Here is a 12,323-nt window from a genome sequence, read left to right as displayed (position 1 = left end):
GACACGCGACGGCAAGTTTGCGAACCAGGCGACGTTACGAGAAAGGTGTGGATTGCCGTTATGAAATGGAAAGAGAAAGCGCGGGGGACCCGGAAGTCTCTGGTGCGGCGGGTGGCGGCTGCCGCCCTGGCCGCGGCGGCCCTACCCGGCCTGATCGGCGTCGCCGGAGGTTCGGCGACCGCGGGAGCGTTCTCCCGGCCGGGTCTACCCGTCGAGTACTTGGACGTGTTCTCCCCGTCGATGAACCGCGACATCCGCATCCAGTTCCAGGGCGGCGGACCGAAGGCGGTCTACCTGCTCGACGGACTGCGGGCCCAGGAGGACTACAACGGCTGGGACATCAACACCCCGGCATTCGAGTGGTTCTACCAGTCCGGGCTGTCGACGATCATGCCGGTCGGTGGACAGTCGAGCTTCTACAGCGACTGGTACCAGCCTTCGCGCGGCAACGGGCAGAACTACACCTACAAGTGGGAAACGTTCCTGACCCAGGAGCTGCCCGCGTGGCTGGAAGCCAACCGCGGTGTGTCGCGCACCGGCAACGCGGTCGTCGGCCTGTCGATGGCAGGTAGCGCATCGCTGACCTACGCCATTCACCACCCGCAGCAGTTCATCTACGCCGCTTCACTTTCCGGCTTCCTGAACCCGTCCGAGGGCTGGTGGCCGATGCTGATCGGTCTGGCGATGAACGACGCCGGTGGCTTCAACGCCGAGAGCATGTGGGGCCCGTCCTCCGACCCGGCGTGGAAGCGCAACGATCCGATGGTCAACATCAACCAGCTGGTGGCCAACAACACCCGCATCTGGATCTACTGCGGCACCGGCACCCCGTCCGATCTGGACAGCGGCACCCCCGGCCAGAACCTGATGGCGGCGCAGTTCCTCGAAGGATTCACCCTGCGCACCAACGTCGCCTTCCGCGACAACTACATCGCGGCCGGCGGCAACAACGGCGTCTTCAACTTCCCCACCTCGGGGACGCACAGCTGGGGTTACTGGGGACAGCAGCTTCAGCAGATGAAGCCGGACATCCAGCGGGTCCTGGGGGCTCAGGCCACGGCCTAGCACCCATCCCACACCCGGAGAGCCTGCCGCTTCCCCCGAGCGGCAGGCTCTCTGCTGTGTGCGAGGCACCGCAGGCGCGTCGCCGGTGATCGTTCCGCTGCGGGCGAAATGCCCGGGGAACAAACGCCGCCTCCGCAAGGTTGAGCGCATCAGGTTCAACTTTGGGTTGAACGAACCACTGGAGGATTGATGCCTGAAGCCACCAACTCGTCGCGCGCTGTGCCGGTGCTGTTCGTGAGCGAGCCGATCGTGTTGCCCGGAATGGTGGTACCGATCGAACTCGACGACGCCGGACGTGCCGCGGTCGACGCCGCGCAGGCCAGCGAATCCGGCAAGCTGCTGATCGCGCCGCGCCTCGACGACCGCTACCCCACCTACGGTGTGCTGGCCTCCGTCGTGCAGGTCGGCCGGGTCCCCGGCGGCGGCGTCGCCGCTGTCGTGCGCGGCGAGAATCGCGCCCACATCGGATCAGGCACCACCGGCCCCGGTGCCGCGCTCTGGGTGCTCATCGATGACGTCGCCGACCCGGTGATCACCGAGGAGACGAAAACACTTGCCGCCGAATACAAGAAGCTGCTGCTGGCGATGCTGCAGCGTCGAGAGGCGTGGCAGATCGTCGACGTCGTCAACACGATCACCGACCCGTCGGCGCTGGCCGACACCGCCGGCTACGCGTCCTATCTGAGCGACGTGCACAAGCGGGAACTCCTGGAGACCGAGGATGTGGCCGCTCGACTGCGCCTGTTGATCGCCTGGACCGGTGAGCATCTGGCCGAGACCGAGGTGAACGACAAGATCGCCGAGGACGTCCGCGCCGGAATGGACAAGCAGCAGAAGGAATTCCTGCTGCGTCGCCAACTCGAGGCGATCCGCAAGGAACTCGGCGAATTGGGTCCGGACGGCGAAGAGGGTTCCGACGATTACCGCGCCCGCATCGAGGCCGCCGATCTGCCCGACAAGGTGCGCGAAGCAGCGCTGCGCGAGGTCGGCAAGCTGGAACGGTCCAGCGAGCAGAGCCCCGAGGGCGGCTGGATCCGGACCTGGCTCGACACCGTGCTGGACCTGCCGTGGAACGTGCGGACCGAGGACTCGACCGATCTGACGTCGGCCCGCGAGATTCTCGACGCCGACCACCACGGTCTCGACGACGTCAAGGACCGCATCGTCGAATACCTGGCGGTGCGGGCCCGTCGCGCTCAGCGCGGCATGACCGTCGTCGGCGGCCGCGGCTCCGGTGCGGTGATGGTGCTGGCCGGTCCTCCCGGTGTCGGTAAGACCTCACTCGGCGAGTCCGTCGCCCGCGCCCTGGGCCGCAAGTTTGTCCGCGTCGCCCTCGGCGGTGTGCGCGACGAGGCCGAGATCCGCGGACACCGGCGTACCTACGTCGGCGCGCTGCCCGGCCGCATCGTGCGGGCGATCGGTGAAGCGGGATCGATGAATCCCGTTGTGCTGCTCGACGAGATCGACAAGGTCGGCTCGGATTACCGCGGCGACCCGTCGGCGGCGCTGCTCGAGGTGCTGGATCCGGCGCAGAACCACACGTTCCGCGACCACTACCTCGACCTCGACCTGGACCTGTCGGACGTGGTGTTCCTGGCGACGGCCAACGTCATCGAGAACATCCCGTCGGCCCTGCTGGACCGCATGGAGCTGGTCACCATCGACGGCTACACCGAAGACGACAAGGTCGTGATCGCGCGGAACTACCTGCTGCCCAGGCAGTCCGAGCGGGCGGCGCTGACCGCCGACGAGGTGGCGGTCACGGACGCGGCGCTGCGCAAGATCGCCGCGGACTACACCCGCGAGCCCGGTGTGCGGCAGTTCGAACGGTTGCTGGCCAAGGCGTTGCGCAAGGCCACCACGAAGCTGGCCGCCGACCCTGCGCCGATCACGATTGATGAGCCGGACCTGGTCGGGTATCTGGGCCGTCCGCGGTTCATGCCGGAATCGGCCGAACGCACCGCCGTCCCCGGTGTGGCGACCGGCTTGGCCGTCACCGGCCTGGGCGGAGACGTCCTCTACATCGAGGCCGGTGCGACCGACGGCGAAGCGGGACTTCAGCTGACCGGTCAGCTGGGCGACGTGATGAAGGAGTCCGCGCAGATCGCGCTGTCCTACGTCCGTTCCCACGCCGGAGAACTCGGCGTCGACCCGGAGGCGCTGGACCGTCGTATCCACGTGCACGTGCCCGCCGGCGCGGTGCCCAAGGACGGGCCGTCGGCCGGCGTGACGATGGTGACCGCGCTGGTGTCGATGGCCACCGGTCGCCAGGTCCGCTCCGACGTCGGCATGACCGGCGAGGTCACTCTGAACGGGCGGGTGCTGCCGATCGGCGGGGTGAAGCAGAAGTTGCTCGCCGCGCAGCGGGCCGGACTGACGACGGTATTCATCCCGCAGCGCAACGAGGCCGACCTCGACGAGGTACCCGCCGATGTGTTGGACGCGCTCGATGTCCGGCCGATGGTCGACGTCGCGGACATCGTCGCGCAGGCCCTCGTGCCCGCCGCCGAGGCGGTGAGCGCCGCGGCTTAGCCCGCGAGCAGACGCAAACTCGTGCGTGTCGTCGGCGAGTCGTGCGAGTTTGTGTCTGCTCGGCAGAGAAAGTGAGAGCCATGGCCTACGACGCCGACCTCGCCGACCGCCTCCTGCGCGAGGCCGGGACCACCTACGCCGAGGAGGCCGGCATCACGCTGGCGAACAGGCCGATGCCGCTGTTCGAGCTGCTGGTGCTGTGCATGCTGGCCAGCAAGCCGATCGACGCGACCGTCGCGACCCGCGCGGCCAGGGAGATCTTCGGCGCGAAGCTGCGCACCCCCGGCGCCGTCCTCGACGCCACCCGTCCGACGATGATCCGAGCGTTCGGTCGTGCCGGGTACGCGCGCTATGACGAGAGCTCGGCGACCCGTCTGGTGGACATCGCGGCAGCGGTTCGTGACGACTACGGCGGCGACCTGCGCGGCCTGGCCGACCGCGCCGAGCAGGACGTCGCAAAGGCCAAACGACTGCTCAAACGGTTCACAGGCATCGGCGACACCGCCGCCGACATCTTTCTGCGCGAGGTCCAGGACGTGTGGACCTGGGTGCGCCCCTACTTCGATGCACGCGCGATGGCTGCGGCGGCCGACCTGGGTCTGCCCGACGACGCGGCCGAGCTCGCCGCCCTGGCGCGCGATGACTGTGCCCGGCTGGCGGCAGCATTGGTCAGGGTGTCGCTGGACACCGCGTTGCGCGACAAGGTGTCTCGGTGACCAGATGGTCCAATGGGCTATGCGATCTCCGATCCGGGCCGGGCTCGTCGCGGCGGCGTTGCTGAGCACCGGCTGCTCAGGACCGACGGTGGTCACCACCGAGGACGCCGCGCAGACCACCGCGACCTCCGCGGCTCCCACGCCGAACACCGGACGACCCAGCAATGTGCACCTGGCCAACGCGTTCGACTTCGCCGCCGACAGGGGCGGCCAGACCGGGTACTACTTCAGCTCGCCGAGCGGCAGGTGGACGTGCGCGATCCTGCCGCGGGTGCGCGCCGGGTGCCAGAACGCGCAGTCGACATCGTCGATCGGGATCGACGGCGCCCCCGACGAAGTCTCCGGCCCCGGTGGAGAATCGTTGGCTCCCAACGCGATAACGATCGAGCGTAGCGGGGGCCCGCGGTTCGTCAGGTTGACCCCGCCGGGCTTCGCGCTCACACCCGGCCCAGCCGCCGAGCTACCGTTCAACCGGATACTCGCCGTCGGAGGCTTTCGCTGCAACGTCCAGCAGGCCAGTGGGATCTCGTGTCTGTCCGAGGCCGGCGGCGGAGGCTTCACGTTCTCGGCCGACGGCTTCACCACCGCCTACACCGACGTGCCGCCCGGCGCGCCCTGACTAGGTTGGACCCCATGTCCTCTGCCACCCCACCTGTCACCGTCGCCGTCACCGGAGCGGCAGGACAGATCGGCTACGCCGCGCTGTTCCGGATCGCCGCAGGCGCGATGCTCGGCCACGACACCCCCGTCACCCTGCGGCTGCTCGAACTTCCCGACGCCATCCGAGCGGCCGAGGGTGTGGTGATGGAACTCGACGACGGCGCGTTCCCGCTGCTCGCCGGCACCGAGATCTACGACGATCCGGTGGGTGCGTTCGACGGCGTCGACGTCGCGCTGCTCATCGGCGCGAAGCCGCGCACCAAGGGAATGGAGCGTGCCGATCTGCTGAGCGCCAACGCACAGATCTTCGCGACGGCGGGCCGCGCGCTCAACGCCGGCGCCGGCCGGGACGTCCGGATACTGGTCGTCGGCAACCCCGCCAACACCAACGCGATGGTCGCCGCGGCGCATGCGCCCGATATTCCCCGCGACCGGTTCACCGCGCTGACCAGGCTGGACCACAACCGGGCCGTCGCCGCGATGGCCCGCCACTCAGGGGTTCCGGTGACCGAGATCAGCCGGATGATCATCTGGGGCAACCACTCCCCCACGCAGTACCCCGACATCTTCCACTCGGTGGTCGGGGGCCGCGCGGGTGCCGACTATGCGGCCGACACCCGTTGGCTCACAGACGATTTCATTCCGACCGTGGCCCGCCGCGGCACCGCGATCATCGAGGCCCGCGGCGCCAGCTCGGCGGCGTCGGCGGCCAACGGCGCCATCGACCACATCGACGACTGGGTGCACGGCACGCCGGGCGGCGACTGGACGTCGGTGGCGCTGCCGTCACCCGGCGTCTACGGCGTCGACGAGGGACTGGTGTGCTCGTTCCCGTGCCGCTCGGTCGACGGCCGCTGGGAGATCGTCGACGGTCTCGACGTCAACCCGTTCTCGCGGGCCCGCATCGACGCCTCCGTCGCCGAGCTACGCGCCGAGCGCGACGCGGTCGCCGCGCTCGGGCTGCTGTAGCTACACCAGCGACGCGGTGCCGTCCTCCTCGACGCGCACCTGCGCGCCGGCGATGTCGTCGCGGACCGTGGTCTCGGCGCCGGCCGGATCGGTGATCACGGCGAGCACGCGGGCGTCCTCGGGCGTGCGTACCGCCAGGAACGCCTTCTCGGGGTTGCCGTCACGGTCCACCGGCGTGGTCCAGGTCTCGACGGTCCCGACGCCGCTCCAGTCCACCAGCGCGGTGCGAGTGGGCTCGGCGTCGACCTCGGATTGCACGTCCTCCCAACGGAACTCGTGGGTGGGCGGCTCGGTGCCGTACACCCCGAAGCTGTGCTTGGTCAGATATCCGCCGTTGGCGGTGATCAGGCCGCGGGCACCGGGCCGGGCGATCAGCCGCTCGGCCATGGTCGCGATCGAGTGGGTGACGTAGTTGTTCCACGGTCCGCCGGCGAACGTCAGGCCGCCCGTGACCGTCAGCGGCCGGTCGGGGTCGCCGACCGGCAGGCCCAGTTCCCTGGCAGCGACCTGGACCGCCGACGGGAAGCACGAGTACACGTCGATCAGATCCATGTCGTCGACGCCGGCCCCGGCGAGTTCCAGCGCCCGGGTGCCCGCGATGCGGATGGCCGGCGAGGCATGGAACTCGGCCCGCTCGCCGATCGCGTACGTATCGTGGGCATCGGCTCCGGCGTACGGGAAAATCCAACGCTCCGAAGGGATCTGGAGGTGCTGAGCCTTCTCGACGGACGTCAGGATCAGGACCGCGCCCTGGTCGACCATGTTGTTGGAGTTCATCAGCTTGGTGTAGGGCCAGCTGACCATCCGGTTCTTCGGCGACGGCTCGTAGATCTCTTCGGCGGTGCGCGCCTCCTGACTCCACGCATGCGGATTCCCCGCGGCGACGGCGGAGAACTGCGCCCACAGCTCACCGATCCGGCGCCGATGCTCGTCGGGCGTCTCCCCCGCGGCGATGCGCACCGCGGTCTCGAACATCGGATAGACGTACGCGGGGCGGTCCAGCCCGATCTTCAGGTCGCCGGGACCGGCCATCGGCATGTTCTCGTCCGAGCCGGGAGCCATCGGCACCGACTCGTCCTGACGGGTGCCCTGCATCTTGTTGCCCGCGGCGCGCGTGCGGGTGCGGGAACGCCACGTCTCGGCGCCGGCGATCAGCACCACGTCGTTGCGACCCTGCTGGATGTCCAGGCATGCCAGGTTGACCAGCGTCTGCGGGACGTTGCCGCCGATGCCGGTGTAGCGCGTCGCGGCCTTGGCGGCGCCGATGCGTTGCGCCAGAAGAAGTCCCGGGTCGCGGTAGCGCCACGACAGGAGGTTGACCACCCGTACGGCGTCGACGGCCTCCAGCACGCGCGGGTCCGCCGCCTCGCGGGCGGCGGCAGCCATCAGATCGACGGGCTCGATCGACGGATCTTCGGTGCGCTGGTTCACCTGTCCGTACCCGATGAGAACGGGCGTCCTGGGATCGATGGGCATGCTTCTCGGAGTCTCCTGGATCTGTCTGCGAGGACGATGTTGATCAGGGCGATGTTCATAAAGAGCGGCGCCCTCAGCCACCCGATCACCTTAGTGGCGCGGACAAAATTAACTCCGACGCCATCGACTACAGGTTTACGGCACCCGAAACCAGGGTTGGATAGAGGGATGAGCACCGCCACCACAGCCGAGCGCAGACCGCTGAGCGACCAGGACGTCGACCGTCTGGACCGGTGGTGGCGCGCCGCCAACTATCTGTCCGTCGGCCAGATCTACCTGCTCGACAATCCGCTGCTGCGCACCCCGCTGACCCGCGAGGACGTCAAACCCCGGTTGCTCGGCCACTGGGGCACCACCCCGGGGTTGAACTTCCTCTACGCCCATCTCAACCGCGCGATCGCGCAGCGACAGCAGTCGACCATCTACGTGACCGGTCCCGGCCACGGCGGACCCGGCCTGGTGGCCAACGCGTATCTCGACGGCACCTACAGCGAGATCTACTCCGACATCACCCAGGACGACGAGGGTCTGCGCCGGCTGTTCCGGCAGTTCTCGTTCCCCGGCGGCATCCCGTCGCACGTCGCCCCCGAGACGCCCGGCTCCATCCACGAGGGCGGTGAACTCGGCTACGCGCTGTCCCACGCCTACGGCGCCGCGTTCGACAACCCCGACCTGCTGGTCGCCGCGGTGGTCGGCGACGGTGAGGCCGAGACCGGTCCGCTGGCCACCAGCTGGCACTCCAACAAGTTCGTCAACGCCGCCAAGGACGGGGCGGTGCTGCCGATCCTGCACCTCAACGGCTACAAGATCGCCAACCCCACACTGCTGGCGCGGATCCCCGAGGACGAACTGCGTGCGCTGATGGTCGGCTACGGCCATCACCCGTATTTCTTCGAGGTCCCCGACGACGAGGGCGGTCCCGGTGTGGACCACACCGATGCCCACCGCCGGTTCGCGACGCTGCTCGACGACGTCCTCGACGAGATCGCCGACATCAAGGCGCGGGCCCGCTCCGGTGAGGAGTTCCGCCCGGCCTGGCCGATGATCGTGTTCCGGACCCCGAAGGGGTGGACAGGCCCCGATTACATCGACGGTAAGAAGACCACCGGCTCATGGCGGGCCCACCAGGTGCCGTTGTCCAGCGCCAGGGACACCAAGGAGCATCTGGCCGTGCTCGCCGACTGGCTGGCCTCCTACCGCCCGGACGAGTTGTTCGACGCCGACGGCGCACTGCTGCCCGAGATCGCCGAGCTCGCGCCGCCCGGACCCCTGCGGATGAGCGACAACCCGCACGCCAACGGCGGGCTGCTCCTCAAGGACCTCAGACTGCCGGACTTCCGTGACTACGCCGTCGACGTCCCCGCCCCCGGTGCCACGGTGGCCGAAGCCACCCGAGTACTCGGCCAGTGGCTGACCGAGGTGATCCGGCTCAATCCGGACAACTTCCGGATCTTCGGTCCCGACGAGACCGCATCCAACAGATTGCAGGCCGTCTACGACGCGACCGACAAGCAGTGGAACGCGGAGTTCTTCGGCGCCGAGGTCGACGAACACCTGGCTCGTGCCGGACGGGTCGTGGAGATGCTCTCCGAGCACCAGTGCCAGGGCTGGCTCGAAGGCTATCTGCTGACGGGCAGGCACGGCCTGTTCAACTGCTACGAGGCGTTCATCCACATCGTCGACTCGATGCTCAACCAGCACGCCAAATGGCTCAAGGTGACCAACCACATCCCGTGGCGGCGACCCATCGCCAGCCTGAACTACCTGCTGTCGAGCCACGTCTGGCGCCAGGACCACAACGGCTTCTCCCACCAGGATCCGGGCTTCATCGATCACGTGGTGAACAAGAGCGCCAACGTGGTGCGGGTCTACCTTCCGCCGGACGCCAACACGCTGCTGTCCACCTACGACCACTGCCTGCGGTCCCGGCAGTACGTCAACGTCGTCGTCTCCGGAAAGCAGCCGTCGCCGAACTTCCTGACCATGGAGCAGGCCGTCGCGCACTGCACGCGGGGGCTCGGAATCTGGGAATGGGCTGGGTCCGAGGAACTCGGCACCGACCCCGACGTCGTCCTCGCCTCCGCGGGCGACATCCCCACCCTCGAAGCGTTGGCCGCCGCCGACATCCTGCGCCAGCACCTGCCCGACCTGAAGGTGCGGTTCGTCAACGTGGTCGATCTGATGCGGCTGCAGGACTCGACCGAGCATCCGCACGGGCTCCCCGATCGCGACTTCGACATGATCTTCACCACCGACAGGCCGATCATCTTCGCCTACCACGGCTATCCGTGGTTGATCCATCGCCTGACCTACCGCCGGGCCGGCCACGACAACCTTCATGTGCGCGGTTACAAGGAGGAGGGCACCACCACGACGCCCTTCGACATGGTCATGCTCAACGACCTCGACCGCTATCACCTGGTCATGGACGTCATCGACCGGGTTCCGTCGCTGGGCTCCACCTGTGCGACGTTGCGCCAGCAGATGGCCGACAAGCGCATCGCAGCGCGCGAGTACACCCGCGCCCACGGCGAGGACATCCCCGAGGTCAAGGACTGGGTATGGCCTGCCGCGCGCGAGTCCGGCTTCGGCACTGCGGGCGCCGACAGCGCGTCGTCGACCGGCGGCGACAACGAATAGCCCGGTACCCTGGTGCAGTTATGTCTGATGCAGTAGCCGCACCTCCGGAACCGCACCCCCTGGCGGCACAGTTGGCGGCGCTGCAGCACTTTCGCCTCTACGTCGACATCGCGATCGTCGTCGTCGTTCTCGCGCTGTCCAACCTGCTGGCGCATTTCACGACGCCGTGGGCCAACGTCGCTGTGATTCCCGCCGCCGCGGTCGGGCTGCTGTTCATGGTCCGTTCCCGCGGTCTGGGGTGGTCCGAGCTCGGACTCGGCCGCGAGCACTGGCGTTCCGGCGCCGGGTACGCGCTGGGAGCCGTCGCGCTGGTCGGCACCGTGATCGCGGTCGGTGCGCTGCTGCCGTGGACGCGGCCGATGTTCCTGAACAACAACTACGCGACGCTGTCGGGCGCGCTGCTGGCGTCGATGATCATCATCCCGTTGCAGACCGTGATCCCCGAAGAGCTCGCGTTCCGCGGCGTCCTGCACGGTGCGCTGGAGCAGGCCTGGGGTTGGCGCGGTGTGGCGGCCGCCGGGTCGTTGCTGTTCGGGCTGTGGCACATCGCGACGTCGCTGGGCCTGACCGCCAGCAACGCCGGCTTCACCAAGATCCTCGGCGGCGGGGTGTTCGGCACGGTGGCCGGCGTCGTCGGCGCGGTGATCGCGACAGCCGCGGCGGGATTCGTGTTCAGCTGGCTGCGCCGCCGCAGCGGCAGCCTGATCGCCCCGATCGCACTGCACTGGTCACTCAACGGGCTGGGCGCGCTCGCAGCCGCCCTGGTGTGGCATCTGTCCTGACGGTCACACCACCAGCACACCCGCCCCGGAGATCCGTCCGGCACTCAGATCGGCCAGAGCCTCGTCGGCGCGACCGAGCGGATACTGCTCGGTGGTGACCTCGATGCGATGGCGGGCGGCGAAATCGAGAAACTCGCGCGAGTCGGCGCGGGTGTTCGCCGTGACGGAACGAAGCTGCCGCTCCTGGAACAGATGACGCTGATAGTTCAGCTCCGGGATGTCGCTGAGGTGGATCCCGGCGACGGCCAGGGTGCCGCCCCGGTCGAGGGCTTCCAGTGCCGGCAGCACGAGCTCGCCGACCGGAGCGAACAGGATCGCCGAATCCAGCGGTACCGGTGACGGATCGGCGGCCCCCTGTGCAGACGCAGCGCCGAGTGCCAGTGCCAGCTCGCGGGCCAACGCGCCACGGGTCATCACGTGGACCTCGGCACCCTGCGCCAGCGCCACCTGGGCCGTCAGGTGCGCGCTGCCGCCGAAGCCGTAGATCCCGAGGCGACCGCCGGGCGGCAGGTCCGCCCGCAGCAGTGCGCGATATCCGATGATGCCGGCGCAGAGAAGGGGCGCGAGCTCGGTGTCGGTATAGCCCGACGGCAGCGGCAGTGCGAAGGCCGCCGGGACGGTCGCGAACTCGGCGTAACCGCCGTCGGCATCCCACCCGGTGTAGCGCGAGTGCGGGCACAGGTTCTCGTCACCGCGCGTGCAGTAGCGGCACGTGCCGCAGGTGTGGCGCAGCCACGCGATGCCGACACGGTCGCCGACGGCGAACGTCTCGACCCCGTCGCCCAGTCCGACGACCTCGCCCACCACCTCATGCCCGGGGGTGACGTCGGCGCGGTGCACCGGCAGGTCGCCCTCCGCGACGTGCAGATCGGTCCGGCACACCCCGCACGCCAACACCGCGACGAGGAGTTCTCCGCGGCCCGGCTCCGGAATCGGCGCCGTCACGCCGACCAGAGGCGACGTCGACATCGGACCCGGTCGGTGTACCCGCCACGCCCGCATCGTCGTGGAGTTCACCTGTCAACGATGTCACGCACCGGGCCGTCGGTGGGTCAGCTTCGCGACTGCACCTTCCCGACGATCCACAGCAGGATCACCGACCCGAGGATCGCGGTGAACAGCGTGAACCACCAGCCGCCGCCCGCGGTGTCGAGGAAGAAGCTCAGCAGGAAGCCGCCGATGAGGGCACCGACGATGCCGATCACGATGTTGAGCAGGATGCCCGAGCCGCCACCCTTGACGATTTTGCCGGCGATCCATCCGGCAATCGCCCCGATGATGATGTAGCCGATCCATCCGACGCTGGTCAACGTCGTCGAACGCGCCAAGATCTCAGTAGCTGCAACCATGTCCATCGAACACTCCTGTCGCCTCCGGACCCGGTGCGGCCGCAGCCGGGTCATGGCTCAGGTATACCGGCCCCGGGTAACGAATCGGCTGTGCAAACAGGATGCGAACGGACACGATTTCCCGGGGGACGACC

General features: G+C 68.6%; 10 protein-coding genes. 7 read left to right on the top strand and 3 right to left on the bottom strand.

Going from position 1 to position 12,323, the window contains the following annotated elements; genetic code table 11:
• Window positions 1-60: 60 nt before the first annotated feature.
• From DYE23_RS14870 to DYE23_RS14850, 5 genes are all read left to right on the top strand, one after another.
• On the top strand, window positions 61-1,065 hold the full coding sequence (locus tag DYE23_RS14870) for an esterase family protein (protein WP_013471634.1): 1,005 nt from the start codon (window positions 61-63) through the stop codon (window positions 1,063-1,065).
• Window positions 1,066-1,254: 189 nt separating this feature from the next.
• Window positions 1,255-3,597 (top strand): endopeptidase La, encoded by a 2,343-nt coding sequence (lon, locus tag DYE23_RS14865; RefSeq protein WP_115327513.1) that lies wholly within the window; start codon window positions 1,255-1,257, stop codon window positions 3,595-3,597.
• Between the two features lie 80 nt (window positions 3,598-3,677).
• Window positions 3,678-4,313: an endonuclease gene (locus tag DYE23_RS14860; RefSeq protein WP_115327512.1), complete on the top strand. Its 636-nt coding sequence runs from the start codon at window positions 3,678-3,680 to the stop codon at window positions 4,311-4,313.
• Between the two features lie 4 nt (window positions 4,314-4,317).
• Window positions 4,318-4,932 carry a hypothetical protein gene (locus DYE23_RS14855; RefSeq protein ID WP_115327511.1) on the top strand — a complete coding sequence of 205 codons (615 nt, stop codon included), beginning with the start codon at window positions 4,318-4,320 and terminating at the stop codon, window positions 4,930-4,932.
• A gap of 14 nt (window positions 4,933-4,946) precedes the next feature.
• Window positions 4,947-5,942, top strand: a complete 996-nt coding sequence (locus tag DYE23_RS14850) for a malate dehydrogenase (protein ID WP_115327510.1) — start codon at window positions 4,947-4,949, stop codon at window positions 5,940-5,942.
• On the opposite strand, the gene DYE23_RS14845 is transcribed toward DYE23_RS14850, so the two are convergent.
• Window positions 5,943-7,418 (bottom strand): acetyl-CoA acetyltransferase, encoded by a 1,476-nt coding sequence (locus DYE23_RS14845; protein WP_115327509.1) that lies wholly within the window; start codon window positions 7,416-7,418, stop codon window positions 5,943-5,945.
• 168 nt (window positions 7,419-7,586) lie between these two features.
• On the opposite strand from DYE23_RS14845, the gene DYE23_RS14840 reads away from it, so the two are divergent.
• Entirely contained in the window at window positions 7,587-10,058 is a 2,472-nt protein-coding gene (locus DYE23_RS14840) for a phosphoketolase family protein (RefSeq protein ID WP_115327508.1), read from the top strand.
• Window positions 10,059-10,078: 20 nt separating this feature from the next.
• Window positions 10,079-10,840, top strand: coding sequence for a CPBP family intramembrane glutamic endopeptidase (locus DYE23_RS14835; RefSeq protein ID WP_115327507.1), 762 nt, complete (start codon window positions 10,079-10,081; stop codon window positions 10,838-10,840).
• 3 nt (window positions 10,841-10,843) lie between these two features.
• On the opposite strand, the gene DYE23_RS14830 is transcribed toward DYE23_RS14835, so the two are convergent.
• Window positions 10,844-11,842, bottom strand: coding sequence for a zinc-binding alcohol dehydrogenase family protein (locus DYE23_RS14830; protein ID WP_115328973.1), 999 nt, complete (start codon window positions 11,840-11,842; stop codon window positions 10,844-10,846).
• Between the two features lie 50 nt (window positions 11,843-11,892).
• A complete protein-coding gene (locus tag DYE23_RS14825) occupies window positions 11,893-12,195 on the bottom strand; it encodes a GlsB/YeaQ/YmgE family stress response membrane protein (RefSeq protein WP_011894204.1) in 303 nt (100 codons plus the stop codon).
• Between the last annotated feature and the right edge of the window lie 128 nt (window positions 12,196-12,323).

Origin of the sequence: Mycolicibacterium gilvum, assembly GCF_900454025.1 — a bacterium.
Classification (GTDB): Bacteria; Actinomycetota; Actinomycetes; order Mycobacteriales; family Mycobacteriaceae; genus Mycobacterium; species Mycobacterium gilvum.
Note: the sequence above shows the minus strand (reverse complement) of the source record. Positions and strands in the feature narration are given on the sequence as shown.